The following is a 26,034-nucleotide window of genomic DNA, read 5'->3' as shown; positions in this document are numbered from 1 at the left end:
GCCTTCACTGCGCAGCTTCACTGCGCACCTTGCACTGGGCACCTTCTGCGCGCCCGCGGCGTTCGGCCTAGCGCGCGGCGTCGAAGGCGGCGAGGAAGGCCGCGAGGTTGTCCGGCAGGGCCGCGCAGAGGTAGCCGCCCTCTTGGACCAGCGCCGTGGGCAGCCCGGCCCGGGCGATCCGCTCCGCCGCCCCGACGAAGCCCCCCCGGGAGACCGCGAGGGCGCCGATCGGGTCGTCCGCGGCGGCGTCGAGGCCGAGCGCCACCACGAGCGCCCGGGGCCGGTGCGCGGCGATCAGTGCGAGGCCCGCCTCGACGGCCTCGAGCCAGGGCGCGTCCCCCGAGCCCGGCGGCAGCGGCAGGTTGCGGTTGAACCCCGCCCCCGCCCCGGCGCCGGTCTCGTCGGCGTAGCCGGCGAAGAACGGGAAGTAGTCGGACGGGTCGGCGTGGACCGAGACGGTCAGCACGTCGGCGCGGGCGTAGAAGATCCCCTGCGTGCCGTTGCCGTGATGGACGTCGATGTCGAGGATCGCCACCGGGCCGCCGGTCGCGGCGCGCATCCGCTCGGCCGCGATGGCGCTGTTGTTGAGAAAGCAGAAGCCGCCGGCGGAATCCGCGTAGGCGTGGTGGCCGGGCGGGCGGCACAGGGCGTAGGCGTGCCCCGCCGCCAGCGCAGCGTCGGCGGCCGCGACCGCGCACTGCGCCGATCCGTAGACCGCCGCCCAGGTGCCGGCGCGGATCGGCGTCGAAGTGTCGGCGGTGTAGAGGCCCAGGCGCCCGAGGAGGCCGGCGGGCTTCCGGTGCATCTGCGGCCGGGCGAAGGCCCCGGTCAGGATCTCGTCGCCGATGCCGGGGATCGCGTCCCGGCGCGCCCAGGCCTCGGCCAGGAACGCCACGTAGTCGGGATCGTGCACCGCCCGGATCGGGTCGAGGCCGTGATCGGCCGGCTCGGCGAGGTCGTGGCCGCCCCGGACGGCCGCGTCCCGCAGGATCGCGTAGCGGGCCGCCTGCTCGGGATGCGGCATCGGCGCGCCGCGGCGCATGTAGCGCTCGGGATCGTGCCGGCTCGAATCGGGCGTGTGGACGATGCGCATGCCGGCAGGTTAGGGCCCGCCGGGCCGCGCGTCATCCGCCCGGGACGGCCTCGCGGGGCGCGCCCGCATGGGATGCACCCGCATGGGATGCACCCGCATGGGACGCGCCCGGATGGGACGGGCTCAGATGAGGTAGACGGTGCCGTCCGCGCGGAAGACCTTCGGGCAGTTCGCCCCGTCCACGAGGCGCTGGGCATCCTCCAGGGAGATCCCGTGCGCCAGGGCGATCTCCGGCAGCGTCTTCCAGGTCGGGGTCATGGTCCGGCTCCGTCCGTGATCCGTGCGGGTCGGGGATCAACGGCGCAAACGTCTCCGGGTTCGCCGACAGGGCCGATGACGGCTCCAGGATCCTGTCGAGGGTGTCGGCGCGCCACCCCGTCGGGTCGGGCGCGGCGGGGGCGACCTCGCGCAGGAGGGTCGGGACCCGGGCCCAGGGTTCCGTGACCGGCCCGGCGCTCGGCCGCATGCCCGCCCGGGTCCGCCCGCCGGCGACGCGGATGTCCGGGAATCGCGCGCAGAACGCCGCCACGCAGTCGGGGTCGAAATGGCGGCCGCTCTCGGCGCGGATGCAGTCCAGGGCCGCCTCGAAGGGCATCGCGTCCTTGTAGGGCCGCGCCGTAGTCAGGGCGTCGAACACGTCCGCCACCGCAACGATCCGGGCCGAGAGGGGAATGGCGGCGCCGGCGAGCCCGTGCGGGTAGCCGCCGCCGTCCCACTTCTCGTGGTGGAACTCGGCGATCTCCGCGGCCAGCCGGATCAGCTCGGAGGCGCTCCCGCCCAGGATGCGCCGGCCGATCGCGGGGTGCGTCTTGACGAGGTCGAACTCGTCCCGGTCGAGCCGGCCGGGCTTCAGCAGGACGCCGTCCGGGATGCCGACCTTGCCGACATCGTGCAGCGGCGCCGCGAGGTAGAGGTTGCGGCAGATCTCCGGCGCCAGCCCGAGCCCCTCGGCCACGATCTGGCTGTAGCGGGCCACCCGCCACGTGTGATCGCCGGTGTCGTTGTCGCGGTACTCGACCGCCAGGGCGAGCCGGAAGATGATCTCCTCCTCGCGCTCGCGCATGTGGCGCAGGGCGGCCTCCACCTCGCCGTCGAGCCAAGCGGCCTGCTCGGCCAGCCGCCGCACCGCCCGGGCGAGCCGGATCAGGTTGCGCAGGCGGACGGTGAGCTCGACGCCCTGCATGGACTTGTCGAGGAAATCGGTCGCCCCGGCCTCCAGGGCGGCGAGCCGCACCGCGTCCGAGATGTCGCTGGTGACCATCACGATGGGCACCTGGGCGTAGTGCGGGATGGTCCGCATCTGCCGGATGAAGGCGATCCCGTCGATGTCGGGCATGTGGCAGTCGACCAGGACAAGGTCGAAGGCCCGCGTCCGCGCCTCGACCATGGCGGCGACCGGGTCGCCGTGATCGGTGACGGACACGTCGGGCTTGGCCTCCAGCAGGAGGCGCAGCCGCATCCGCATGGTGGCGCTGTCGTCGACGAGGAGCGCGTCCATCAGCGGCTCCCGGGCCGGCGCAGGCGATCCCGGGGCGGCCGCCGGACCGGGTATGTCGACACAGGAACCATCGCCGCGACGCCTCGCAAGACTGTCGAGCAGCATTGAAGGATGCGGCATTAACGGGCGGTAAATCGTCGTTCTCGGCTATATTGAGGAGATTTACTTTACTCGGAGCCTTGGTGGGTGCGAATTCGGGTCTTCGTTTGTCGGAGACCGGTGGGGCCGCGACGATCGACCCGCGGAGAGTTGGCTTCGCCCGCTCCGGGGCGCCTGAGGGATCGGCGTGTCTGTAACCGGGATCGCCGCGGCGGCCCCGGCGCGGCCCCGGGATGGCGGGGTTGACGCGGTCGCCAAGCCCCCCGACGGAGACGCGGATCAGGACGGGTCCCGGGCGGCCCGGGACGCGCCGGCCGGACGGCGCGGCGGGAGGCGCCTTCGCGATGATGCGGTTCGATCTCGTCGATCTCGGCCTGTTCCGGCACGTGGTCGAGGCCGGCTCGATCACCCACGGGGCCGCGCGGGCGAACCTCGCCCTGGCGGCCGCCTCGACGCGGATCCGGCTGATGGAGGAATCCCTCGGCGCCGCCCTGCTGACCCGGGGCCGGCAGGGCGTCAGCCCGACCCCGGCCGGGCGCGCGCTCCTCGTCCATGCCCGGGAGGTCCTGGCCGGGGTGGAGCGCCTGCGCGAGGAGATGGCGGCCTTCTCGGGGAGCGCCTTCGGGCAGATCCGGGTGCTGGCCAATACCAACGCGCTCACCGAATTCCTGCCGGAGGCGCTCTCGGCCTTCCTGGCCGATCACCCCGGGATCGGCGTCGAGATCGACGAGCGCACCTCCGAGGAGATCGTCGGGCTGGTGGCCGAGGGGGCGGCCGATCTCGGCATCCTGTCCGGCACGGTGGATACCGGCTCGCTGCGGACCTTCCCGTTCCGGGAGGACCGGTTCGTGCTGGTGGCGGCCCGGGACCATCCCCTGGCCGCGCGCGGGACCATCCCGTTCGCCGAGGTGCTCGGCCACGACCTCGTCGGCCTCGACCGGCGCAGCGCCATCAGCCGCTTCCTCGTCGCCCAGGCGGTGCGCGAGGGGCGACCGATGCGCCTGCGCGTCCAACTCCGGGACTTCGACGCCGTCTGCCGTCTCGTCGAGGCGCGGGTCGGGCTGGCGATCCTGCCCGAGAGCGCCGCCGCCCGCGCCGCGCAGGGCCTCGCCCTCGCGGTGGTGCCCCTCGCCGACGCCTGGGCGCGGCGCGACCTGACCCTGTGCCTGCGCGACCTCGACGGGTTGCCGCCGTTCATCCGGGCCTTCGTGGCGGAGCTGCGCGCCTGAGCGGAACCCGCCCCGCCGCGGACGGGCCCGCGCGCGGCGACGTCAGCGCCACCGCTCGTCCGTGCAGGCCAGCAGGTAGACGACGTGCATGCAGCGCGCCTGGGCGGCCTGCGAGGGCGCGTCGCCCATGCAGGCGCGCATCCCGACGGAGAGCAGGTCGCGATCGACGTCCTGATTGCGCGCGCAGGTGAAGATCGGCTGGAAACCCTCGAACCGGCTCACCTGCCAGAAGATGACCATGACCGCGAGCAGGCAGAACGTGCAGACCAGGATCCGGCTGTCGTAGAACCAGTGCCGCCGTCCGGCATCCGCGGCGTCGCGCGCGCTCATCCCGTCACCAGGCCCGTCACCGGGAGCGCCGACGGGAGCACCGCCCGGATCCCCATCCTTCTCGGCATCGGCTCGCCCTCTCCCTCGCGCCGGATCCCCGGCCGCCCGGGCCGCCCGGGCCGTCAGTCGATCACCTCCACGATCCGGCGCGACCGCGGGTCGACGAGGACCGGGTGGTCGTTGACGATCGTGTAGCTGTAATCCGGCAGGGCGAACTCCCGCGGGACATCGTAGTACACGATGCCGTCCTCCGGGAGCACCGTGCCGACCCGCACGGGTCCCGCGAGCGCGATGGAGGGGCGGCGCTCGCCGCGGGCGTAGATGCGGAACCGCTCCCGCCGGTCGACGCCGAGGATGCCGTTGGCCGTGCCCACGGCCGCACCGATCGCGCCGCCGACGATCGCCCCGAGGGGACCCGCCATCTCCTCGCCGCGCGAGGCGCCCTCCTGGGCCCCGCGCTCGAGCCCCTGCGCCCGCGCGTCCGCGGCGAGGCTCAGGAGGGCTATCGGGGGAGCCACCAGGGTGGCGAGGAGCGCGAGGGGCGCCGCGATCCGCATGATGTGTCGTCCTGGTCGGTGGCGTGGATCGGCGGGCCTGCGCCCGGGGGCGCGGGCGCGTCCCGGCCGGAGGCTACGCCGAAAAGGCTGCCGATCGGTTGCCGGTCAGTTGCCGCCCGGCGCGGGGCGGCGCGGGGCGGCGCCGGCATTGCCCCAGTCCGCCCATGGGGTAGCCTCCGGCTGATTCCGTCGGAGAGGACAGGGCATGCCGATCGAGACCGTGGAGACCGCCGGCCGCCGCCGGGGCGCCGACCTCCTGGTGGAGGTGCTGCGCTCGGAGGGCGTGCGCTACATCTTCGGCAATCCCGGCACCACCGAGTTGCCGCTCATCGACGCGCTCACCGAGGCGCCGGACATCGCCTACATCCTCGCCCTGCAGGAGGCGACCGCCGTGGCGATGGCGGACGGCTACGCGCAGGGCGCCCGCCGGCCCGCCTTCCTCAACCTGCACACGGCGGGCGGCCTCGGCCACGCCATGGGCGGGCTGGTGAATTCCCAGGTCTCCGGCACGCCGCTGGTGGTCACCGCCGGGCAGCAGGATCTCCGCCACGCCCTGACCGACCCGCTGCTGATGGGCGACCTCGTCGCCATCGCCGACCCGGTGATGAAGTGGGCCCGCGAGGTGACGAGCCCGGACCAGATCCCGATCCTGCTGCGCCGGGCCTTCCACGACGCGGGGGCCGCCCCCTCCGGGCCGGTCTTCCTGTCCCTGCCCATGGACGTGATGGAGGCGCTGTCGGCGGTGCCGGCCGGCGAGACCTCGACCATCGACCAGCGGGCCGTGGCGGGCTCCCTCGACTGCCTCGCGGAGAAGCTCGCCGCCATCGCGCCGGGCCGCCTCGCGCTGATCGCGGGCGACGAGATCGACGCCTCGGACGCCTCGGCGCAGATGGTGGCGCTCGCCGACCTGCTGGCGGCGCCGGTCTACGGCTCGTCCTGGCCGGCCCACATCCCCTTCCCCACCGCGCACCCGCTCTGGGCCGGGAACCTGCCGACCCGGGCCGACGCCATCGCCGACATCCTCGGGCGCTACGACGCGGTGTTCGCGCTCGGCGGCAAGTCGCTGATCACCGTGCTCTACTCGGAGGTCTCGGCGGTGCCGCCGGGGGTGCAGGTGTTCCAGCTCTCGGCGGACGTGCGCGACCTCGGGCGCACCTACGCCACCTGCCTGTCGACGGTGGGCGACATCCGCGCCTCCCTCGACGCCCTGCTGCCGCTCCTCGCGCCCCGCCTCGCCGACCGGGCCGACGCCTTCGCGGGCCTGCGCTCCGGGGCGGTGACCGCCCGGGCCGAGCGCCGGGCGAAGCTCGCCGCCGCCGCCGACGCGGCCTTCGAGGATCCGGTGATCGCGCCGCTGGTCGCCGCCCGGGAGGTCGCTCGCGCGGTCGGGGCCGAGACCACCATCGTGGACGAGGCGCCCGCGACGCTCACCCACCTGCGCACCTTCCTCGACAGCCCCTCCGCGCACCAGTACGCGGCGATGCGCGGCGGCGTGCTCGGCTGGGGCATGCCGGCCGCGGTGGGTTTCTCTTTGGGACTTGATCGTGCGCCTGTCGTTTGTGTCGTGGGCGACGGCGCCGCGCTATACTCGCCGCAGGCCCTGTGGACCGCCGCGCACGAAAAGCTGCCGGTCACCTTCGTGGTGATCAACAACGCCGAGTACAACATCCTCAAGACCTTCATGAAGGGTCAGGCGCACTACGCCTCGGTGCGCGCCAACCGCTTCATCGCCATGGACCTCACCGACCCGCGGATCGACTTCCCGGCGCTGGCCGCCTCGATGGGCGTGCCCGCCCGGCGGGTGACCCGGGCGGCCGACATCGCCCCGGCGATCGAGGCCGGGATCCGGTCGGGGGGCGCCAACCTCGTGGAGGTGGTGGTGCGGGCGACCTGAGCGGGGCCGTCGGCGGGGCTGTCGGCAGGGCTGCCGGTGGATCTGCCGGCGGGGCTCTCACTCCAGTCCCGGCACCGGCACCCCGAAGGCGACCGCCAGCAGCACCATGTTGAGGGCGAGCACCAGGGCGGCCCCCGCCACGGCGGCGGCCTGGGTGAGCGGGCCGTTGGCGAAGGGCCCCATCACGCTGCGGCGCCGGGTGAACACCACCAGGGCCACCATCGGCACCGGCAGGGCGAGCGACAGCACCACCTGCGACAGGACCAGCGCCTGCGTCGGGTCGACGCCGATCGCCACCACCGCGAAGGCCGGCAGCATGGTCACGAGCCGGCGGACGAGGAGCGGGATGCGCCAGCCGGTGAAGCCCTGCATCACCAATTGCCCGGCGAGCGTGCCCACCACCGAGGAGGAGATCCCGGAGGCGAGCAGCGACACCAGGAAGGCCGCCCCCGCGGCGGGCCCGAGGAGCGGCGTCAGGGTGCGGTAGGCCTCGCCGATCTCCGCCACCTCGCTGTGGCCGACGTGGAAGGCGGCCGCCGCCATGATCACCATCGCCATGTTGACGAGGCCCGCCAGCAGCAGCGCCACCACCACCTCGCGGTTCGAGTAGCGGACCAGCAGGCGCCGGTCGGCCTCGGTGCGGGGATTGCCCCGGCCCTGGGTCAGGCCCGAATGCAGGAACAGCGCGTGCGGCATCACGGTGGCGCCGATGATCCCGACCGCGATGGTGAGCGCCTGCGCGTCCGGGATCCGCGGGGTGACGAGGCCCTTGGCGGCCTCGCCCCAGGCCACGGGCGCGATCAGGAGCTCGACCGCGTAGCAGAGGCCGATCGTGCCGACCATCGCGCCGATGGCGATCTCCAGCGGCCGGAAGCCCTCGTGCTCCAGGAGCAGGATCGCGTAGGTGACCACCGCGGTGATCGCCATGCCGGCCATGAGCGGCATGCCGGTGAGCAGCGACAGGCCGATCGCGCCGCCGAGGAACTCCGCGAGGTCGGTCGCCATGGCGGCGACCTCGCTGATGCCCCACAGGGCGAGGCGCACCGGCCGCGTCGTCGCGTCCCGGCAGTGCTCGGCGAGGTTCTTGCCCGTGACGATGCCGAGCTTGGCCGACAGGGCCTGGAACAGCATCGCCGTCAGGTTCGCGAGCAGCACCACCCAGAGCAGGCCGTAGCCGTAGCGGGCGCCGGCCTGGATGTTGGTCGCGAAATTGCCGGGGTCCATGTAGGCGATCGACGCCGTCACGGCGGGGCCGGCGAACAGCAGGAACCGGGCCCGGCCGCCGGGACGGCCGTCGAGGACGTCGCGGATCGCGCCCTCGGTCCGCCGGCTCATCGCCCCGGGCGCGGCGCGCCCGGGGGCCGTCGCGGCGTTCGGCGCCACCATGCTCGAACCCTCTCCTCAAAGATATAGCGGAGGCTATATTCAGGGTTCGCGGCCAGGATTCAAGGGGTTGGATTCAAGGGGCCGGCAGCGGCCGCCGGTATCGGCCCCGCGGGACTCCCCTCGAGGTGGCGGTGTTTGCTAGACAGGGGTTGGGGCGGCCCGCGCGGACCGCGGTGGGGGAGAGCCGATGCAGGAACCGTCCGAGCCGGGCTCGCCCGAGACCGCGCTGGTCGATCCCGAGCGCCACGTGGAGAGCTTCCGCCAGGCCCGCGAGGCCCGGCGCTCGGAACTCGTGGAGGATTACGTCGAGCTGATCGACGACCTGATCGGCGACGGCGGCGAGGCGCGGCAGGTGGACATCGCGGCCCGGCTCGGCGTGGCGCAGCCGACCGTCGCCAAGATGCTGAAGCGCCTGTGCGAGGACGGGTTCGTCCAGCAGCGGCCCTATCGCGGCGTGTTCCTGACCGAGGCCGGCCGCCGGCTCGCCGCCCAGGCCCGGGAGCGCCACCGCATCGTCGAGCGCTTCCTGTGCGCCCTGGGCGTGAGCCCCGAGACCGCGCGGCGGGACGCCGAGGGGATCGAGCACCACGTCAGCGCCGAGACGCTCGCGGCGTTCCGCGCCTTCGCGGAGCGGCACGGGGGGGCGTGAGGCGCCCCTCCGACCGTCATCGCCTCGCGCCGCTCGCGGAGACGCTCGCAGAGACGTTGTGTCTGCCGCGACCGCCACCCTCAAGCCGTCGGCGCCGCCACCTTCTGGCGCAGGCCCAGGATCACCGCGCGGAGCATCTCGGCGCCCGCCGCGCCGGCATCCGGCAGGGTGCCGGTGCGGGAGGCGTAGACCCGCTCGTGCACGAAGGCGAGCTTGGCGATCACCGCGGGTGTCAGCTTGAACGGGTAGAGCGCCGGCTGGCCCATGCTGTGGGACAGCGAGTTGATCGCGTAGGTGAGCGGCAGCCACGCGGCGATCAGCCGGTCGAGGTCGGCCGTGTTGTACGGGTCGAAGTCGATCACGGTCGGCGCCTGCGGCCCGGAAGGCCCCCGCTGGCGCAGGCGCGGGCGCACGTGCAGCTCGAAGGTCGAGGCGGTCTCCACCGTGTCGACGATGTGCAGGTAATGCGCGAAGGTCTCGGCGAAATCCTCCCACGGATGGGCCGTGGCGTAGGCCGAGACGTAGGCCTCGTCCCAGTCGGCGGGGGCGCCCCTCGCGTAGTGGTCCTGCAGCGCCTGGACGTAGTCGCGGCGCTCGTCGCCGAACAGCGCCCGGAAGGCGTCCCAGTCGGGGCTGTTCAGCACGAGCAGGTACCAGAAGTAATGCCCGATCTCGTGCCGGAAATGGCCGAGCAGCGTGCGATAATGCTCGCCGAACAGGATCCGGCGGCGCTCCCGCTCGACGTCGTCGGCCTCGGCGATGTTCATGGTGATCAGGCCGTTGATGTGGCCCGTCAGCACCGGCGGCCCGCCGGAGACGCTCTCGGAAGGGTCGACCAGGAAGTCGAAGGCCAGCCCGTCCGTGTACTGGGCGCGGGTGGCGAGCGGCAGTTCCAGGCGCAGCAGCGAGTAGAACAGCCGGTGCTTGGCCGCCTCGATCTGGCGCCAGCGGGCGAGGTTCCAGGGCTGCGACAGGTCCGGCACCACGCGGTTGTGGCGGCAGGCGGTGCAGTAGATGTCGGGGCTGTCCTCCGGCACCAGCCAGTTGCAGGCCTGCGCGAGGGCGTTGTTGCACAGCCGGTAGCGCCGGCCGGGATCCGCGTAGGCGTGGAAGATCTGCGCGCCGCCCATCAGCGGGTGGGCCGAGAGCCCCTGCGGCTCCAGCGCCGAGACCTCGTGGACCGCGCAGGCGTAGCCCAGCGGCCGCGCGCAGCTCTCGCAGGCGGTCGCCTCGAAGGTGACCGGCTGGTCGCAGGCCTGGCACTGGAAGATCTTCATCGCGCGGTCCCGGGCCGGCGGCCGGCCCACCTGCCGGTCAAGCGGGGCCGGGCGGCAAAGTTCCTGCCAGCGGCCCGGACGGCCGGGCGACGCACGGAAATTGCTTGTTGCGCGATCCGTGTCGCATAACCGTGCGGTGGGCGCCGGCGCCAGGGACCGGCAGCGCGACCGCGTTCGATCCTTTCGACGGAGCCATCGTGTCGATCAGAGCCGCCCTGCACCACGTCACGCATTACCGCTACGACCGGCCGATCAGCCTGGGCCCCCAGGTGATCCGCCTGCGCCCGGCCCCCCACGCCCGTACCAAGGTCCCGGCCTACGCGCTCACGGTGACGCCCGCCAACCACTTCCTGAACTGGCAACAGGATCCGAGCGGCAACTGGCTCGCCCGCCTGGTCTTCCCCGAGAAGACCGACGAGCTGAGGATCGAGGTCGACCTCACGGCCGACATGGCGGTGATCAACCCGTTCGACTTCTTCGTGGAGGATTACGCCCAGGTCCGGCCCTTCGCGTACGACCCCGCCCTCGCCGGGGAGCTGGCCCCGTATCTCACGCCCGTCGACGCGGATTGTCCCGAGATGGAGGCGCTGCTGGCCCGTCTCCCGGAGGAGACCAGCACGGTCCAGTTCCTGGTGGCGCTGAACGGCCTGATCGCCCGGGAGACCGCCTACGGCGTCCGCATGGAGCCCGGCGTCCAGACTCCCGCCGAGACCCTGCGGCTGAAGAGCGGCTCCTGCCGCGACTCGGCGTGGCTGCTCGTGCAGGTGCTGCGCCGGATCGGCCTCGCCGCCCGGTTCGTCTCCGGCTACCTGATCCAGCTCGTGCCCGACACGACCGCGGTCGACGGGCCGACCGGCGCGTCGGCGGACTTCACCGACCTGCACGCCTGGGCCGAGGTCTACCTGCCGGGCGCCGGCTGGGTCGGCATGGACGCCACGTCGGGCCTGCTCACCGGCGAGGGCCACATCCCGCTCGCCGCGACGCCGCACTACCACTCCGCCGCGCCGATCTCGGGGGCGATGGAGCCGGCCGAGACCACCTTCGACTTCGCGATGACGATCACCCGCGTCGCCGAGACGCCGCGGATCACCAAGCCGTTCTCGGAGGACGTCTGGGCCGCCATGGACGCGCTGGGCGAGCGGGTCGACGCCGACCTCGCCGCGCAGGACGTGCGGCTGACCATGGGCGGCGAGCCGACCTTCGTGTCGGTGGACGATTTCGAATCGCCCGAGTGGAACATCGCGGCCGTCGGCCCGACCAAGCGCGGGCTCGCCGACCAGCTGATCCGGCGCCTGCGTGACCGGTTCGGCCCGGGGGGGCTGCTCCATTACGGTCAGGGCAAGTGGTATCCCGGCGAGAGCCTGCCCCGCTGGGCCTTCGCGCTCTACTGGCGCAAGGACGGCAAGCCGATCTGGCGCGACCCGGACCTGATCGCGCCGGAGGTGGCCGCCGGGGAGGCGGGGCACGCCACCATCGCGCAGGCCGAGGCGCTCGCCGACGCGCTGGCCCGCCGCCTCGGCCTCGCCGACTACGTCTTCCCGGCCTTCGAGGACGGGGAGCTCTGGGAGCGGAAGACCGCGGCGCTGCCGGTCAACGTCACGCCGGCCGACGCCAAGTCGGGCTCGGCGGAGTTCGACGCCCGGATCAGGCGGGTCTACGCGCGGGGCCTCGGGGAGGCGGCCGGCTACGTCCTGCCGCTGGCGAGCCTGCCCACCGGCAAGGGCGGCGAGGCCGACCGCGTCTGGATCTCGGAGACGTGGGACTTCCGGCGCGGCGCCGCCTTCCTGGTGCCGGGGGACTCGCCGGTGGGCTTCCGCCTGCCGCTGTCGTCCCTGCCCTACGTGCCGCCGGAGCACTATCCCTACTACCAGCCGCAGGACCCGCTGGAGCCCCGCGCCGCCCTCCCCGACGGGCACCCCGAGGGCCATCCCGGCGCCGCTGTGGTCAACGGCTCCGGCATCACCGGCGTCGCGGTGCGCACGGCCCTGTCGTTCGAGCCCCGGGACGGGGTGGTGCGGGTGTTCATGCCGCCGGTGCAGCGCGCCGACGAGTATCTGGAACTCGCGGGCCACCTGGAGGCGGCCGCCGCCGCGCTGAAGCTGCCGATCCACCTCGAGGGCTACGAGCCGCCCTACGACCCGCGGATCGGCGTCATCAAGGTCACCCCCGATCCCGGCGTGATCGAGGTGAACGTCCACCCGGCCGCCTCGTGGCGGGAGGCGGTGTCCATCACCACCGACCTCTACGCCGAGGCCCGCCAGACCCGGCTCGGCGCGGAGAAGTTCATGACCGACGGGCGCCACACCGGCACCGGCGGCGGCAACCACGTGGTCATGGGCGGCGTCACGCCGGACGATTCCCCGTTCCTGCGCCGGCCCGACCTGCTCAAGAGCCTCGTGCTCTACTGGCAGCGCCACCCCGCGCTCTCGTACCTGTTCTCGGGCCTCTATATCGGGCCCACGAGCCAGGCGCCGCGCATGGACGAGGCCCGCCACGACGGGCTCTACGAGCTGGAGATCGCGCTGGCCCAGGTGCCGGCCCCGGACGCGCCCAACATCCCGCGCTGGCTCGTCGACCGGATCTTCCGCAACATCCTCGTCGACGTCACCGGCAATACCCACCGGGCCGAGATCTGCATCGACAAGCTGTACTCGCCGGACGGCCCGACCGGGCGCCTCGGCCTCCTGGAGTTCCGCGCCTTCGAGATGCCGCCGGACGCGCGGATGAGCCTCGCGCAGCAGCTCCTGCTCCGCGCCCTCGTGGCGTGGCTGTGGCGCGAGCCGCAGACCGGCGGCTGTGTCCGCTGGGGCACGAACCTCCACGATCGGTTCATGCTGCCGCATTTCCTCTGGTCCGACTTCCTCGCGGTGCTGGAGGATCTCCGGGCGGCGGGGTACGATTTCGATCCGGTCGCCTTCGAGGCGCAGGCCCTGTTCCGGTTCCCGGTCTTCGGCACGGTCGAGCAGGGCGGGGTCCGGATGGAACTCCGCCAGGCGCTGGAGCCCTGGCACGTGATGGGCGAGGAAGGGACCAGCGGGGGCACCGTGCGCTTCGTGGACAGCTCGGTCGAGCGGCTGCAGGTCAGGGTCGAGGGCTTCGTGCCCGAGCGGCACGTCATCGCCTGCAACGGCCGCCGCCTGCCCATGACCTCCACCGGCCGCGGCGGCGAGGCCGTGGCGGGCCTGCGCTTCAAGGCGTGGCAGCCGGCCTCCTCCCTGCATCCGACGATCCCCGCGCACTCGCCGCTGACCTTCGACATCCTCGACGCCTGGAGCGGCCGCTCCCTCGGCGGCTGCCGCTACCACGTCGCCCATCCGGGCGGGCGCAACTACGAGACCCACCCGGTCAACGCCTACGAGGCGGAGGGGCGGCGCCTCGCCCGGTTCCAGCCGAACGGCCACACGCCGGGCCGGCTGGAGATGCCCCGCCCGGAATCGAGCGCCGAGTTCCCGCTGACCCTCGACCTGCGGACGCCGGCCCCGCAATGACCCGCGATGTTCGGACATCCGGGGCGGACACCGGCGCGGTCGACAGAGCGCGACGCGCCCCCGCCCCCGCCCCCGCCCCCGCTCCCGTGCGGGAGAGGGACCCGCGCTCCGTTCTGCGGCCGCGTCGTCGTCCACGCTGCGTGGATCCGCGAGCCGCGATGACCCGGGATCCGTGATGGAGGCGGCGCTCGCGGGCAGCCGCGGCCGGGCCGAGCGGCCGGAGGGCGCGCGCGAGCGCGTCGCCCGCTGGAGCGCGGGCTACCGCCCCGCCCCCGGCCGGCCGGACGAGTTCCTGGGCCCCGACGGCGCGCCCCGCGGGGCATGGCCGCGCCTGCTCGACCGTCTCGGCGGCCTCACCGAGCCGGAGATCATGGCCCGGTTCGTCGCGGCGGAGCGGCACATCCGGGACGCGGGCATCTCGTTCCGCATCGCCGGCGACCAGCGCGAGCACCCCTGGCCGCTGGGCTGCCTGCCCCTGGTGATCGAGGGGCCGGAATGGGCGGCGCTGAGTGCCGGCATCGTCCAGCGCGCGGAGCTGATGGAGGCGATCCTCGCCGACGCCTACGGCGAGGGGCGGCTGGTCGCCGAGGGGCTCCTCCCCGCCGCGATCGTGGCCGGCACGCCCGAGTTCCTGCACCCGCTCCACGGTGTCGCGCCCCCCGGCGGCCACTACCTCAAGCTCTACGCGGCCGATCTCGGCCGGGGACCGGACGGGCGCTGGCAGGTGCTCGCCGACCGGACCCAGGCGCCCTCGGGCCTCGGCTGGGCGCTGGAGAACCGCATGGTCCTGGCCCGGACCTTCCCGGACTTCTTCCAGGACCTCCACGTCGAGCGCCTGCCGGCCTTCTTCCAGGCGTTCCGCGACGGGCTGGCGCTGGGGGCGGAGCGCGCCGACCCGCGCATCTGCCTGCTGACCTCCGGCCCCTACAGCAGCACCTACGTCGAGCAGGCGGCGCTCGCCCGCTACCTCGGCCTGATGCTGGTGGAGGGCGACGACCTCGTCATGCGCGACGGGCGCCTGCACGTGCGCACCGTCTCGGGCCTGAAGCGGGCCGACGCCCTGTGGCGGCGGATCGACGCCGACTTCCTCGACCCCCTGGAGCTGAACCCGGCCTCGCGCCTCGGCGTGCCCGGCATCCTCGACGCCTTGCGCAACGGCTCCCTGGTGATGGCCAACATGCCGGGCGCGGGGCTCGTCGAGTCGGCCGCCCTCGCCCCCTACCTCGACGGCATCGCCCGGCGCGTCCTCGGCGAGCCCCTGCGGCTCGGCCATCCGCGCACGTGGTGGTGCGGCGACCTCGAGGGCCTGGCGCACGCGCGGGCCAACCTCGACAGCCTGATCCTGCGCCCGGCCGCCACGCCCCAGCGCGGGGCGGGGCGCGACGCGATCCTGGCCGGCCCGATCCTGGCGGCGGAGCGCGAGCGGGTCGTGGCGGCCCTGCGCGACCGGCCCTTCGACTACGTCGCCCAGGAGGCGGCGCCGCTCTCGACGATGCCGGGCTGGGAGCGCGGCCCGGACGGCCTGTTCCTGACGCCCCGCCCCTTCGTGGTCCGCGTCTTCGCCGCGCGGACGCCCCTCGGCTGGCAGGTCATGCCCGGCGGCTTCTGCCGGGTCTCGGAGCGCGAGGACGTCGACCCGATCGAGCTGCGGCTCGGCATCCGCTCCGCCGACGTCTGGGTCCTGTCCGAGGAGCCGGTCGCCGCGCCCCTGATCGGCACGCAGGCGGCGCCGCGGGTGCGGCGGGTCGGCGGGCACCTCCCCGCCCGGGCCGCCGACGGCCTGTTCTGGCTCGGCCGCTACCTGGAGCGCGGCGAGGCGGTGATCCGGCTGGTGCTCGCCCACCTGCGCAGCGTCGGCGACGCCGTCGGGACCGACATCTCGGGCGCCCTCGACACGCCGGCGGCCCTGGCGCTCCGGGCCCTGCTGCACGAGTGGGGCGCCATCGGTGCGGCCGACCTGCCCACCGCCCGCCTCGCCCAGGAGGCGCTGGCCGGGCGCGACCGGCCGGGCTCGGCCCGGTCCCACGTCATCGCGGCCCGCCGCAACGCCGCCGCGCTCCGCGCCCGCCTGTCGGGCGAGGCGTGGCGGGTGCTCGCCGACCTGAACGAGTTCCTGTCCCTCAACACCGAGCGGGCCTTCACCGAGTCGCAGCTCGCGGGCCGGGCCGAGCGGGCCCTGAGCCAGCTCGCGGCGCTCGCCGGCCTCACCCACGAGAACATGAGCCGCGCCGAGGGCTGGCACTTCATCGAGCTCGGGCGGCGGATCGAGCGGGCGATCAACACCGGCGCCTTCGCGCTGGCCTTCGCCAACGACGAGGCGACCCCCGGCTGCCTCGGGGTGATGCTGTCCCTGTGCGATTCGCAGATCAGCTACGGGCGGCGCTACCTGCAGGGGGCGGCCCTCGACCCCGTGCGCGACATGGTGCTGCTCGACCCCTACAACCCGCGCTCGATCGCCTTCCAGGCGGAGGCGATCACGCGGCACCTCGCCGACCTGCCGGCGCTCGCCGCGGACGGGATCCCCGAGCCCCATTGCCGCCTCGCGACCCGGATCCTGGCGGAGTTGCGCAGCGGCGAGGCCGCGGATTTCGACGCCGTGCGCCTGACCGCGCTCGCGACCGACCTCGAGCGCCTCGCCGACGGCATCGCGGCCCGCTATTTCCCCACCGGGCCGAACGCGCTGCGCCCCGAGAAGCTGACGGGGCTGGCTTGATGCTGTGTGTCCTTGACGCTGCCGCCTCAAGGACGATCCGCAGCACGGGCTGCGGCGCGTCTTCGCGCTTGCCGGCGACCGCAGGCGACGGACGTCGCGATGGGCGGTGGCCGGGATGATCTACACGCTGCGCCACCGCACCGCCTACCGCTACGGCCGGCCGGTGCACTTCGCCCGCTGCACCCTGCGGCTCAAGCCGCAGGATTGCGAGGGCCAGAGCGTGCTGGCGAGCGCGGTCACGATCGACCCGAGCCCCGCCCGCGCGGTGATGCGGCGCGACTATCTCGGGATCGACGCGGTGGCGATCACCCTGGAGACGCCCCACACCACCTTCAGCGTCGAGGCGCTCTCCACCGTGCGGGTCGAGCGCCCGGCCCCGCCGCCGCCCGAATCCGGGATGCCCTGGGAGCGGGTCCGCGACGCCGTTCTCGCCGGGCGCGACCTCGGCGGCCGGGCGCCGGTGCACTTCCTGTTCCCGAGCAGCCGGGTGCCGCTGCTGCCCGCGATCACCGACTACGCGCGGCCGAGCTTCGCCGCGGGCCGCAGCGCCTTCGGGGCGGCCCACGACCTGATGCTGCGGATCGGCCGGGATTTCCGCTTCGATTCCAAGGCCACCACCGTCTCGACGCCGCTCGCCGACTCCTTCGCGCTCCGGGCCGGGGTCTGCCAGGACTTCGCCCACGTGATGATCGCGGCCCTGCGCGGCATGGGCCTGCCCGCGGCCTATGTCAGCGGCTACCTGCGCACGGTGCCGCCGCCCGGCCGGCCGCGCCTGCGCGGGGCGGATGCGAGCCACGCCTGGGTGGCGGTCTGGTGCGGCGCCGGCTGGCTCGGCCTCGACCCGACCAACGGCGTCGCGGTCCGGGACGACCACATCGTGGTCGCCCGCGGCCGCGATTACGGCGACGTGGCGCCGGTCGACGGCATCGTCAGCGGCTCGGGCAAGCAGCGCCTCAAGGTCGAGGTCGACGTCATCCCCGACACCGAGACGCGGGATCTCGCGCTGGTGGGGTGAGGTGACGCTCCGTCATCGCGAGCGCAGCGAAGCGACCCAGGGCGGCGCGACATCCCCGAAGGTGGCGCGACACCGGATCGCTCCGCTCCGCCCGCAAGGACGGGGATGTCGCGGACGCCACCCTCACCACATCGACTTGGCCGCCCGCTCCGGCCATTCCGCGTCGTAGCGCTGGCCGCCGACCTCGCCCGCGGTCAGCGCCGCCAGGATCGCCCCCGGCGTCGGCAGGCTTCCCGGGTCGACGCGGGCTTCCGGATCCCACAGCCCGGCCCGGATGATCGCCCGGGCGCACTGGAAGTACACCTCCGCGACGGTGATCACGAGGGCGGTGCGCGGCGCGTGGCCGTCGACCCGGAACGAGGCGAGCAGGTCCGGGTCGGCCGAGATCACCGCCCGGCCGTTCACCCGCAGCGTCGTGCCGGATCCCGGGATCAGGAACAGCAGCGCCACCCGCGGGTCGCGCACGACGTTGCGGAGCGAGTCGATCCGGTTGTTGCCCCGCCGGTCGGGCAGGATCAGCGTGCGCGGGTCGGCGACCCGCACGAAGCCCGGCCGGTCCCCGCGCGGGCTGCAATCGAGCCCCTCGGGACCGGCGGTCGCCAGCACCGCGAAGGGCGAGGCCGCGATCAGCGCCGCGTAGTCCGGCGTGATCGCGGCCGCCACCTTCACCGTCGAGGCGGGTGCCAGGGGCGCGCTGTAGAGCGCCTCCAGCGCGGCGAGCTCGTCGACGATCATTGCGCCCTCACGCGACCGGGGCGGCCTTGCCGGCCGCGAAGGCTTCGTGCTCGGCGACCAGCGCCCCCGACAGCGCCGAGGCGATCAGGCCCCGGGTCTCGTCGACGCCGTAGAGGGCCACGAAGGAGCCGAACCGGGGTCCGCGCGCCTCGCCGAACAGCACGTTGTAGAGGCTCGTGAACCACGCCTGCGACACGCCGGGCCGCCCGTCCGGGCTCTTGGCCTTGCCGGACGTGTCGGGGAAGTGGCGCCGGCCGACCTCGTAGACCGCCGCCTGCAGGGCCTCCGGGTCGGTCGAGCCGGCATGGTCCCCGAGCGTCTCCGACAGGTCCTCCAGGGCGGCCCGCTCCTCGGGCGTCGGCGCCCGGTAGGTCTTGGCCGGCCGCACGAAGTCCGAGAAGAACTTCAGGGCGTGCTTCACCAGCCGGTCGAGGCCCGGATGGGTCTCCGGCCCGGTCTGCGGCGCGTAGCGGCGGATGAAGCCCCACAGCACCGCCGGGTCCTCGGTGTTGGCCACCGCGGCGAGGTTGAGCAGCATCGCGAGGGTCAGGCTCGCGCCTTCGACCTTCTCGGGCTCCGGCGGGTTGCCGGCGTGGAGGTGCCAGACCGGGTTGCCCAGCCGCAGCTTCGCGTCCTGGCCGGCGTAGCGGTCGAGGAAGCCGATATACTCGTCGACGTGCCGGGGGATCACGTCGAAGAACAGGCGCTTGGCCTCGCGCGGCTTGTTGTACATGAACAGGGCGAGCGATTCCGGCGTGCCGTAGGTGAGCCACGCGTCAATCGTCAGGCCGTTGCCCTTCGACTTGGAGATCTTCTGGCCCTTCTCGTCGAGGAACAGCTCGTAGTTGAAGCCCTCCGGCGGCTCGCCGCCGAGCGCCCGGGCGATCTTGGCCGAGAGCTTGACCGAATCGATCAGGTCCTTGCCGGCCATCTCGTAATCGACGCCGAGCGCCACCCAGCGCATCGCCCAGTCGGGCTTCCACTGCAGCTTGGCGTGGCCGCCGGTCACCGGAGTCTCGTAGCGCTCGCCCGTGGCGGGATCGCGCCACACGATCGTGCCGCTCTCCGCCCTCACCTTGTCGATCGGCACCTGCATCACGTGGCCGGTGACCGGGTGGAGCGGCAGGAACGGCGAGTAGCTCGCCGAGCGCTCGGCCCGCAGCGACGGCAGCATGATCTCCATCACGGAATCGTAGCGCTCCAGCACGCGCAGCAGCGTCGCGTCGAACACGCCCGCGCGGTAGCACTCGGTCGCCGAGCGGAACTCGTAACTGAAGCCGAAGGCGTCGAGGAAGCGGCGCAACTCGGCGTTGTTGTGCGCGCCGAAGCTGTCGTGGGTGCCGAACGGGTCCGGCACGCGGGTGAGCGGCTGGTTGAGGTGCGCGGCCAGCATCTCCCGGTTCGGGACGTTGTCGGGAACCTTGCGCAGCCCGTCCATGTCGTCCGAGAAGGCGATCAGCCGGGTCGGCACCGCGTCGCGGGTGAGCACCCGGAAGGCGTGGCGCACCATGGAGGTGCGGGCGACCTCGCCGAACGTGCCGATATGCGGCAGGCCCGACGGGCCGTAGCCGGTCTCGAACAGCACCTCGGTCTTGCCGGATTTCTCCAGCCGCGCCACGAGCTTGCGCGCCTCCTCGAAGGGCCAGGCGGCGGCGTTGGCGGCGGCCTCGATCACGTCGGCGTCGAGGGTCAGGGCTGGGGGAGCGGCGGGCATGTCGTTGGAGACGATCTTCAGGGCTGAACGCGTTGGGGAGCGCGCACCCTAGAGCGGTTCGCATCGGAGCGGAACGCCCGGAGGTGCAATGCGGGGTTCCATCGCGGGCTCGCGCGTGAGGCCTGTGCGTGCGGCCTATGACAGCGTGGGCCGGTTTCGGCTTGGCAGACGCACGCCCGATCCGCTCGGCTTCCTACGCGTGCCAGGCCGAATCGCGAATCCCGGATCTCCGAATCTCGCCCTCATCCTGAGGTGCCGCAGCGCAGCGGAGGCCTCGAAGGAGCCCTCCAGTGACCGCTGCGCTGGCTGGAGCTCTCCTTCGAGGCCGCTGCGCGGCACCTCAGGATGAGGGCGAGGAGGGGAAGTCCCGAGTCGAACAGGCTCTCGGCGCCGAATCTTGGCCCAGATGGCGCGGATCTCCGCATCGGTGGCGCGATCGCCGCGCGCCTCGGCGGCCCCGGATTCGTCGAGTTCCGCCTCTTCCTCCGGGGTGAACCGGTAAACCGGGGCCTCGTCCCCCGCGAAGGCCAGCATGAGCCGGGCGCTCTCGTCCTGAGGGTCCGGGGACGGGTCGCGCCTTCGCCACCCCCTGCTCGAGCAGATCCGCCACGGTGCCGTCCGCGTGCCGTCCGACAACCGAAGCCGGCAGCAGGATACCCATTCCTGGTGGCGACGAAAGCCCTCAGAACGGGCTGACGGGGAAGAACCGCAGGTACAGCTCGGTGTACTTGCCGTCGTCCCAGACCCGCTGGAGCGCGTCGTCCAGCGCCCGGGAGAGGGCGGCGTCCTCCTGGCGGGTGATCAGGCCGATCCCCTCCCCGAAATAGCGGTTCTCGAGGTAGTCGCCGCCGGTGAGCGCGCAGCAACTCTCCGCGTCCTGGCCGCCGACGAACAGGGCGAGGTTGAGGCCGTCGGCGAACAGGTAGTCGATCTCGCCGCGCTTGAGCGCGCTCTCGGCCGCCGTGAGATCGGTGAAGTCCTTCGGCACGGCCTTCGGGAAGAACGCCTTGAGGTAGGCCGCGTGGGCGCTGCCGGCGATGACCCCGACGCTGCGGCCGGCGAGCGCCGCCGCGGAGGGGACCGGCAGGCCCTTGTCGGCCCGGGCCGCGAAGCGCGCCGGCCAGCGGAAATACGGCCGCGTCGCCAGGAATCGCGACCGCAGGGACGCGGTCAGCGGGATGGCGGCCGCGACCACGTCGCCCTGCTTGCCGTCGAGGGCGTCGAGCAGGGTGTCGAAGCGGCGCGCCTGCACCGTGCAGGTGATCGTCAGCTTCTCGCAGACCGCCCGGGCGAGCTCGACCACGAAGCCCGTCGGGTTGCCGTCGGGGCCGGCGAAGTGCAGCGGCGGGAACTCGTCGTCCGTGAGGAAGCGGACCGCCCGGCCGGTCTGCGGCGCCTCCACGCGCTCGCCCCGGCTGCGCGGGTTCCAGAAATCCGGGATCGTGACGGCGGGGGTGGCGGTGACGCCCGTGGCCGGCGCGGCCGGGGGCGCCGCGGCGGCGGCCGGCCCCGCGAGGAGCGCCGCGGCGGCGGCCGGCCCCGCGAGGAGCGCCGCGACCGCGGCCGCCGCGATCCGGGATGGGATGGCTGTCCTATCGCCTCTTGACGACGGGGACGGGGCGGTGCTCCTCTCGGAGCGCGGGGGCGGGGACTGGCTCACCCCCCTCCTCTACCACGTCCTCGGGCCGCCGGGGGAGCGCGCGGCGTGTCGTTCCAGCGCCCGCCCGCGGGGCCGGAGGGCCTGCCGCCGGAGATCGCCTTCCTGCTGGACGAGGGCGTCGACGCGCGGCTGCTGGCCCGGGCCGCCGCCGCGGCGACCGCGGCCGGGACCGACGCGGCGACCGCGCTGATGAATGCCGGCCTGATCGCGGAATCGGCCTACTACGCGGCCCTGGCCCGGGCGCTCGGCGCCCCCTACCTCGACGGCCCGATCCCGTTCGGCCTGGGCCTGCGCTTCCCCGACAGCCTCGTGGCCGGCCTCGCGCCGCTGGCGCCGGGCGCGGTGGCGCCCTGGGTCCTGGCGCCCCGCGGGCGGGCGATCGCGGACCTCCTCGACGCCGCCGGCCGCGCCGCTGGCCACGCCGCTGGCCACGCCGCCGTGCCGGCGATCACCAGCCCTACCCGCCTGCGCGAGGCCGTGTTCGCGTCCGTGCCCGGGCAGGTGGCGGATCACGCGGCGCACGACCTGCGGCGGCACGGCCCCGAGTGGGCGGCCGCCCCCGAGCCGGCCTTCCGCTGGCTGCTGGTCCTCGCCCTCGGCGGGACCGCCGCGCTCTGCCTGTGTGCGGCGCTGCCGGCCCCGCTGGCGCGCGCGGTGATGACGGCCGGGCAGGTCCTGTTCCTGGCCATGGCGACCCTGCGGATCGCGGCCCTCGCCATCGCGGCTCCGGTCGCCGCGGAGGCGGTGGTGCCCCTCGCCGAGGCCGACCTGCCGGTCTACACGATCCTCGTCCCCCTCCACCGCGAGGCGGCGGTGGTGCCGGACCTGCTCAGGGCGCTCTCCGCCCTCGACTATCCGGCCGCCAAGCTCGACATCAAACTGCTGCTCGAGGCGGACGACGCGGAGACCGCCGCGGCCCTCCCCCGCGACACCCTCCCGGCCCGGTTCGAGGTGATCACGGTGCCGCCGGGCGGCCCGCGCACCAAGCCTCGGGCGCTCAACGCCGCGCTGCCGCTGGCTCGCGGCACCCTGATCACGGTCTACGACGCCGAGGACGTGCCCGATCCCGGCCAGCTGCGGCTGGCGGCCGCCCTGTTCGCGCGCCTGCCCGCGCGGACCGCCTGCCTCCAGGGGCGGCTCGTGATCGACAATGCCGGCGATTCGCGCCTCGCCCGCGCCTTCGCCCTCGAATATGCCGGGCTGTTCGACGTGCTGAACCCGGCCTTCGCCCGCTGCGGCCTGCCGGTCCCGCTGGGCGGCACCTCGATGCACCTGCGCACCGACGTGGTGCGGGCTCTGCACGGCTGGGACGCCCACAACGTCACCGAAGACGCGGATCTCGGCCTGCGCCTCGCGCTGGCGGGCTACACCGTCGGCGACCTGCCCAGCCCGACCTTCGAGGAGGCGCCGGCCCGCCTCGGGCCCTGGCTCGGCCAGCGCACCCGCTGGCTGAAGGGCCTGGTCCAGACGAGCCTCACCCACGGGCGGCACCCGCTGGCCAACGCCCGCAGGCTCGGCGGCCTGGAGACGCTCTGCGCCGCCGCCCTGGTCCCCGGGACGGTGGTCTCGGCGCTGGCCTACCCGGCCTGCCTCGCCGCGGCGGCGTGGTCCTTCCTGGTCCGGGACATCCCGGCCGCCCCCGTCTTCCTGGACAACCTCTCCACGGGGCTCGCCATCACGCTGTTCGGGACGGGACTCGCCGCCCTGGTCCTGCCCGCCCTCGTCGGCTGCGCCCGGCGCGGCTGGGGGGACCTCGCCCGGTCGGTCCCGTGGATGCCGGTCTACTTCCTGCTGGTCAGCCTCGCCGCGTGGCTGGCGCTGATCGAGCTGGTCCGGGCGCCGCTGCGCTGGAACAAGACCCGGCACGGCCTCGCGCGGACCTCCCGCAGCGGCCGCCGGCGGCGGGCGTACCCTGCGACAGCCTGCGACACCGGGACGTGACCGGGCGGCAGCGGATGCGCGTCGGCTTGATCTGGATCAGTCGCGGGCCCGCGCCGGGCCGCTAGCTTGGCCAGCCGGCTCCCGCCCGCGCCGCGGGCGGCCGGTGATTCGCCTCGCGGTGGTCCAAGCGATGCCGGCCTATCACCTCCGACGCACCCTCGAGCACGCGGACGGCCGCTGCGGCCTCGCCTTCGCCAGCGACCGCCTGGAGGCGGACGACGCGGAGGCGGCGATCCGCCGCGCCCGCGACCTGTGCCGGACCGCCGCCAACATGCTCCTGACCGGGGCGGTGCTGACCGATTCCCTCGGCCGGATCCTGTGGTCGTTCACCCTGGCGCTGGCCCGGGAGCCGCTCTGCGTCCGGCCGACGAGCTAAGGGCCTTGACGGAACCCGCGCGGATCGGCGCGCCGTGCAACGCCCGCGGCCCGCGCGCCGTTGTCCCGCACGGGCGCGGCCCGGAGAGGCCGAGAGCGCGGCCGAGCGAGCTGCCGGGAGAGCTGCCATGAGCACGATCGCGATCCTGATCGGCACGCAGGCGGGGGCGCGCCTCCTGGCCGCCGCCTCCGAGCGGGAGGCGGCCCTCTCGGCCGAGGCCTTCCTGCTGCGCCTGCCCGTCCGCGCCCTCCCGGCGCCGCTCTGGGTGCAGTGCGCCGACCCGGCGGTCAGCGGCCGCCTCACCGGCTACCTGAACGGCCTGCAGGCCGAGCAGGTGCGCGAGCGCGACCCGAGCCGGGTCTGAGGCCCGGCGCTGAGGACCGGCGCTGAGGACCGGCGATCCGCGACACGCATTTCCCTGCGCCGCGCCGTGCGCTAACCCCGTCCGCATGAGCGAGACACGCGACGCGGGCCGGTCCGGGGCGAGCGGGGGGCGGGACGCCGAGCCCGCCGCGGAGGCGCCCCTGGGCCGGCTCCTGCGCCTGATGGCGACCCTGCGCGATCCCGTCGCCGGCTGCCCCTGGGACGTGGCGCAGAGCTTCGCCACCATCGTGCCTTACACGATCGAGGAGGCCTACGAGGTCGCCGACGCGGTGGCGCGGGGGGACCTCGGCGACCTGCGCGACGAGCTCGGCGACCTGCTGCTCCAGGTGGTGTTCCACGCCCGCATGGCCGAGGAGCGGGGCGCCTTCGCGTTCGACGACGTGGCCCGCGCCATCGGCGACAAGCTGGTCCGGCGCCACCCCCACGTCTTCACCCCGGACGGCGCGCCCCTGCCTGCCGGCTCGCCCCTGCGCGACCCCGCGGCGGTCGAGGCCCAGTGGGCGGCGATCAAGGCGCAGGAGCGGGCGGCCCGGCAGGCGGAGCGGCGGGACGCGGGGCTCGCGCCGGACCCGGCGCCCGACCCCCTCGGCGGCGTCGCGCGGGCGCTGCCGGCCCTCGCCCGGGCGGAGAAGATCTCCCGGCGGGCGGCCGCCTACGGCTTCGACTGGGACGACGCCGCCCAGGTCGTCGACAAGGTCCGCGAGGAGACCGACGAGGTCGCCGAGGCCCTGGCGGCGGGCGACCCGGAGGCCCTGTCCGAGGAGATCGGCGACCTCCTGTTCTCGGTGGCGAACCTCGCGCGGCACGCCGGGATCGACCCGGAGACCGCCCTGCGCGACGGCACCGCCAAGTTCGAGCGGCGCTTCGCCGCCATGGCGCGGTATCTCGCGGCGTCCGGGGGCGCCCTCGGCCGCTCCGACCTCGCCGCCATGGAGGCGGCGTGGCAGGCGGCCAAGCGCGACGAGGCGGCGGGACAGGCGTAGCGGCGCTGTCAGGCCGCCCCGCCCCGCCCTGCCCGCTCGCTCGCGGCCCGAGATGCCGGCTCGTCGCGGCGGATCCGTCGGGCTCCGAAACGGTGATCCGACGCGTTGGCGTTCCGGCGGGCGGGCGATAAACCCGTGCCATGTTCGACGACGCGGCCGCTCGGCGCTACCTCGCGGGACTGGCCCCCGTGGCGGCGGGGTCGGTGCGCTGGCTCATCTACGATCACGACCGGCAATGGGTCTCGGTCGTGGACGGCGATCTCGTGTCCCTGCGGCAGGATTACCTGCACGTCCTCGACGTCTCCGCGGAGGCGGACGCCACCGCGTACCTCGTCGACGCGATCCGCGAGTTCCTCGCCGAAGGGACGGAGCGCACCCCGCAGATCGTCGCCCTCTCGTGCGCCGTGCTGATGCAGAGCGTCGGGGATCTCGACGCGGTCTTCGATCGGATCCGGTCCGGTGTCATGGCAACCCTCGTCTACGCCGAGGACGTCGTGGTCAGGCCCGTCGCCGGGTAGCGCGGATCGGCCCTCGCCCGGACGCGCCGCCCGACCGGGCCGGCGGCCTTCGCGGCTCCCTTCGCGGCGACCTCCGCGGCGCCCCCGCGCGGCGAGGGCTCGACACGTCGCGGCGCGCGGATATGTTCCGCGCATGCGCTTCGCCCTGCCCGCCCTCGCCGTCCTCGCCGTCACCGCCGCTCTGTCCCGGCCGGCCGCGGCCGAGACCATCCTCCAGGAGCGGTTCGGGTGCCACACCCAGGAGGTCACGGACCGCCTGTTCAAGCTGGTCATGGCGGGCGACGAGTCCGGGTTCGGCCAGCTGCTGCAGGGCAGCCTCGCCAGCGGCGAGTGCCGGTCGTTCAAGCCCGGCGAGGAGGTCCGGCTCGAGTCCCGGACGATGAGCTACGGCTGCCTCGCCCTGAAGGACACGCAGGATCGCTGCTACTGGACGCCGCTGAGCGCCATCGAGAAGACGAACTGACGGCGAACTGACGCGCCCGCGGGGCGGCGGCG

21 protein-coding genes and 1 pseudogene are annotated in these 26,034 nt (G+C 74.2%); 12 read left to right on the top strand and 10 right to left on the bottom strand.

Annotated features, from left to right (window positions below):
• Positions 1–67: 67 nt before the first annotated feature.
• Positions 68–1,093, bottom strand: coding sequence for a histone deacetylase family protein (locus tag C4T42_RS09295; RefSeq protein ID WP_042669790.1), 1,026 nt, complete (start codon positions 1,091–1,093; stop codon positions 68–70).
• Between the two features lie 31 nt (positions 1,094–1,124).
• Positions 1,125–2,591, bottom strand: a complete 1,467-nt coding sequence (locus C4T42_RS09290; protein ID WP_103985023.1) for an HD domain-containing phosphohydrolase — start codon at positions 2,589–2,591, stop codon at positions 1,125–1,127.
• A 443-nt stretch (positions 2,592–3,034) separates the two neighbouring features.
• Between C4T42_RS09290 and C4T42_RS09285 the strand changes: the two genes are divergently transcribed.
• Entirely contained in the window at positions 3,035–3,919 is an 885-nt protein-coding gene (locus C4T42_RS09285) for a LysR substrate-binding domain-containing protein (RefSeq protein ID WP_082557748.1), read from the top strand.
• Between the two features lie 42 nt (positions 3,920–3,961).
• On the opposite strand, the gene C4T42_RS09280 is transcribed toward C4T42_RS09285, so the two are convergent.
• Positions 3,962–4,249 (bottom strand): hypothetical protein, encoded by a 288-nt coding sequence (locus tag C4T42_RS09280; RefSeq protein WP_020093318.1) that lies wholly within the window; start codon positions 4,247–4,249, stop codon positions 3,962–3,964.
• Positions 4,250–4,371: 122 nt separating this feature from the next.
• Positions 4,372–4,806 (bottom strand): DUF1236 domain-containing protein, encoded by a 435-nt coding sequence (locus C4T42_RS09275; protein ID WP_170868094.1) that lies wholly within the window; start codon positions 4,804–4,806, stop codon positions 4,372–4,374.
• A gap of 205 nt (positions 4,807–5,011) precedes the next feature.
• Between C4T42_RS09275 and C4T42_RS09270 the strand changes: the two genes are divergently transcribed.
• Positions 5,012–6,700, top strand: coding sequence for a thiamine pyrophosphate-binding protein (locus C4T42_RS09270; RefSeq protein ID WP_103985022.1), 1,689 nt, complete (start codon positions 5,012–5,014; stop codon positions 6,698–6,700).
• 57 nt (positions 6,701–6,757) lie between these two features.
• On the opposite strand, the gene C4T42_RS09265 is transcribed toward C4T42_RS09270, so the two are convergent.
• Complete coding sequence (locus tag C4T42_RS09265) at positions 6,758–8,086, bottom strand: Nramp family divalent metal transporter (RefSeq protein WP_020093315.1); 1,329 nt, start codon at positions 8,084–8,086, stop codon at positions 6,758–6,760.
• 187 nt (positions 8,087–8,273) lie between these two features.
• Here C4T42_RS09265 and mntR point away from each other — a divergent pair, with 187 nt between their 5' ends.
• Positions 8,274–8,735: a manganese-binding transcriptional regulator MntR gene (gene mntR, locus C4T42_RS09260; RefSeq protein ID WP_020093314.1), complete on the top strand. Its 462-nt coding sequence runs from the start codon at positions 8,274–8,276 to the stop codon at positions 8,733–8,735.
• Between the two features lie 80 nt (positions 8,736–8,815).
• Here the strand turns inward: mntR and C4T42_RS09255 are convergent, their stop codons facing one another.
• Positions 8,816–10,012 carry a putative zinc-binding metallopeptidase gene (locus tag C4T42_RS09255; protein WP_026604947.1) on the bottom strand — a complete coding sequence of 399 codons (1,197 nt, stop codon included), beginning with the start codon at positions 10,010–10,012 and terminating at the stop codon, positions 8,816–8,818.
• A gap of 197 nt (positions 10,013–10,209) precedes the next feature.
• On the opposite strand from C4T42_RS09255, the gene C4T42_RS09250 reads away from it, so the two are divergent.
• From C4T42_RS09250 to C4T42_RS09240, 3 genes are all read left to right on the top strand, one after another.
• Positions 10,210–13,500, top strand: coding sequence for a transglutaminase family protein (locus C4T42_RS09250; RefSeq protein ID WP_103985066.1), 3,291 nt, complete (start codon positions 10,210–10,212; stop codon positions 13,498–13,500).
• Positions 13,501–13,675: 175 nt separating this feature from the next.
• The gene (locus tag C4T42_RS09245) at positions 13,676–16,213 is read left to right on the top strand and encodes a circularly permuted type 2 ATP-grasp protein (RefSeq protein WP_103985021.1); all 2,538 of its coding nucleotides are present in this window, start codon (positions 13,676–13,678) and stop codon (positions 16,211–16,213) included.
• Between the two features lie 115 nt (positions 16,214–16,328).
• The gene (locus C4T42_RS09240; protein WP_042672736.1) at positions 16,329–17,228 is read left to right on the top strand and encodes a transglutaminase family protein; all 900 of its coding nucleotides are present in this window, start codon (positions 16,329–16,331) and stop codon (positions 17,226–17,228) included.
• A gap of 123 nt (positions 17,229–17,351) precedes the next feature.
• On the opposite strand, the gene C4T42_RS09235 is transcribed toward C4T42_RS09240, so the two are convergent.
• The 4 genes and pseudogenes from C4T42_RS09235 to C4T42_RS09220 all read right to left on the bottom strand — a co-directional run bounded on the left by C4T42_RS09235 (position 17,352) and on the right by C4T42_RS09220 (position 21,337).
• Positions 17,352–17,963, bottom strand: coding sequence for a pyridoxamine 5'-phosphate oxidase family protein (locus tag C4T42_RS09235; protein WP_091677465.1), 612 nt, complete (start codon positions 17,961–17,963; stop codon positions 17,352–17,354).
• Positions 17,964–17,970: 7 nt separating this feature from the next.
• A complete protein-coding gene (locus C4T42_RS09230) occupies positions 17,971–19,677 on the bottom strand; it encodes a lysine--tRNA ligase (RefSeq protein ID WP_103985020.1) in 1,707 nt (568 codons plus the stop codon).
• Positions 19,678–20,073: 396 nt separating this feature from the next.
• Positions 20,074–20,287 (bottom strand): annotated as a pseudogene (locus tag C4T42_RS32370) (hypothetical protein); the annotation flags it as partial.
• A gap of 72 nt (positions 20,288–20,359) precedes the next feature.
• Positions 20,360–21,337: a transporter substrate-binding domain-containing protein gene (locus C4T42_RS09220; RefSeq protein WP_091677468.1), complete on the bottom strand. Its 978-nt coding sequence runs from the start codon at positions 21,335–21,337 to the stop codon at positions 20,360–20,362.
• Between the two features lie 45 nt (positions 21,338–21,382).
• Between C4T42_RS09220 and C4T42_RS09215 the strand changes: the two genes are divergently transcribed.
• The 6 genes from C4T42_RS09215 to C4T42_RS09190 all read left to right on the top strand — a co-directional run bounded on the left by C4T42_RS09215 (position 21,383) and on the right by C4T42_RS09190 (position 26,002).
• A complete protein-coding gene (locus C4T42_RS09215; protein WP_103985019.1) occupies positions 21,383–23,278 on the top strand; it encodes a glycosyltransferase family 2 protein in 1,896 nt (631 codons plus the stop codon).
• Positions 23,279–23,408: 130 nt separating this feature from the next.
• On the top strand, positions 23,409–23,654 hold the full coding sequence (locus tag C4T42_RS09210) for a hypothetical protein (protein ID WP_042672728.1): 246 nt from the start codon (positions 23,409–23,411) through the stop codon (positions 23,652–23,654).
• 127 nt (positions 23,655–23,781) lie between these two features.
• Positions 23,782–24,018 (top strand): hypothetical protein, encoded by a 237-nt coding sequence (locus tag C4T42_RS09205; RefSeq protein ID WP_020093304.1) that lies wholly within the window; start codon positions 23,782–23,784, stop codon positions 24,016–24,018.
• 85 nt (positions 24,019–24,103) lie between these two features.
• Positions 24,104–25,021: a nucleoside triphosphate pyrophosphohydrolase gene (gene mazG, locus C4T42_RS09200; protein ID WP_103985018.1), complete on the top strand. Its 918-nt coding sequence runs from the start codon at positions 24,104–24,106 to the stop codon at positions 25,019–25,021.
• A 140-nt stretch (positions 25,022–25,161) separates the two neighbouring features.
• Complete coding sequence (locus C4T42_RS09195; protein ID WP_103985017.1) at positions 25,162–25,539, top strand: hypothetical protein; 378 nt, start codon at positions 25,162–25,164, stop codon at positions 25,537–25,539.
• A 133-nt stretch (positions 25,540–25,672) separates the two neighbouring features.
• On the top strand, positions 25,673–26,002 hold the full coding sequence (locus C4T42_RS09190) for a hypothetical protein (protein WP_020093301.1): 330 nt from the start codon (positions 25,673–25,675) through the stop codon (positions 26,000–26,002).
• Positions 26,003–26,034: the final 32 nt, after the last annotated feature.

The sequence above is a fragment of the Methylobacterium sp. 190mf genome, from assembly GCF_900107945.1.
GTDB lineage: Bacteria > Pseudomonadota > Alphaproteobacteria > Rhizobiales > Beijerinckiaceae > Methylobacterium.
This window is presented reverse-complemented; position numbering and strand designations above follow the sequence as displayed.

What these genes read in the sequence shown, in the direction of transcription:
- C4T42_RS09245 (WP_103985021.1), top strand. Translation starts at nt 13,676, where the DNA reads ATGGAGGCGGCGCTCGCGGGCAGCCGCGGCCGGGCCGAGCGGCCGGAG.
- C4T42_RS09255 (WP_026604947.1), bottom strand. Translation starts at nt 10,012, where the DNA reads ATGAAGATCTTCCAGTGCCAGGCCTGCGACCAGCCGGTCACCTTCGAG.
- C4T42_RS09285 (WP_082557748.1), top strand. Translation starts at nt 3,035, where the DNA reads ATGATGCGGTTCGATCTCGTCGATCTCGGCCTGTTCCGGCACGTGGTC.
- mazG (WP_103985018.1), top strand. Translation starts at nt 24,104, where the DNA reads ATGAGCGAGACACGCGACGCGGGCCGGTCCGGGGCGAGCGGGGGGCGG.
- C4T42_RS09205 (WP_020093304.1), top strand. Translation starts at nt 23,782, where the DNA reads ATGAGCACGATCGCGATCCTGATCGGCACGCAGGCGGGGGCGCGCCTC.
- C4T42_RS09265 (WP_020093315.1), bottom strand. Translation starts at nt 8,086, where the DNA reads ATGGTGGCGCCGAACGCCGCGACGGCCCCCGGGCGCGCCGCGCCCGGG.
- C4T42_RS09195 (WP_103985017.1), top strand. Translation starts at nt 25,162, where the DNA reads ATGTTCGACGACGCGGCCGCTCGGCGCTACCTCGCGGGACTGGCCCCC.
- C4T42_RS09210 (WP_042672728.1), top strand. Translation starts at nt 23,409, where the DNA reads ATGCCGGCCTATCACCTCCGACGCACCCTCGAGCACGCGGACGGCCGC.
- C4T42_RS09270 (WP_103985022.1), top strand. Translation starts at nt 5,012, where the DNA reads ATGCCGATCGAGACCGTGGAGACCGCCGGCCGCCGCCGGGGCGCCGAC.
- C4T42_RS09295 (WP_042669790.1), bottom strand. Translation starts at nt 1,093, where the DNA reads ATGCGCATCGTCCACACGCCCGATTCGAGCCGGCACGATCCCGAGCGC.
- C4T42_RS09290 (WP_103985023.1), bottom strand. Translation starts at nt 2,591, where the DNA reads ATGGACGCGCTCCTCGTCGACGACAGCGCCACCATGCGGATGCGGCTG.
- C4T42_RS09280 (WP_020093318.1), bottom strand. Translation starts at nt 4,249, where the DNA reads ATGAGCGCGCGCGACGCCGCGGATGCCGGACGGCGGCACTGGTTCTAC.
- C4T42_RS09240 (WP_042672736.1), top strand. Translation starts at nt 16,329, where the DNA reads ATGATCTACACGCTGCGCCACCGCACCGCCTACCGCTACGGCCGGCCG.
- mntR (WP_020093314.1), top strand. Translation starts at nt 8,274, where the DNA reads ATGCAGGAACCGTCCGAGCCGGGCTCGCCCGAGACCGCGCTGGTCGAT.
- C4T42_RS09230 (WP_103985020.1), bottom strand. Translation starts at nt 19,677, where the DNA reads ATGCCCGCCGCTCCCCCAGCCCTGACCCTCGACGCCGACGTGATCGAG.
- C4T42_RS09190 (WP_020093301.1), top strand. Translation starts at nt 25,673, where the DNA reads ATGCGCTTCGCCCTGCCCGCCCTCGCCGTCCTCGCCGTCACCGCCGCT.
- C4T42_RS09235 (WP_091677465.1), bottom strand. Translation starts at nt 17,963, where the DNA reads ATGATCGTCGACGAGCTCGCCGCGCTGGAGGCGCTCTACAGCGCGCCC.
- C4T42_RS09275 (WP_170868094.1), bottom strand. Translation starts at nt 4,806, where the DNA reads ATGCGGATCGCGGCGCCCCTCGCGCTCCTCGCCACCCTGGTGGCTCCC.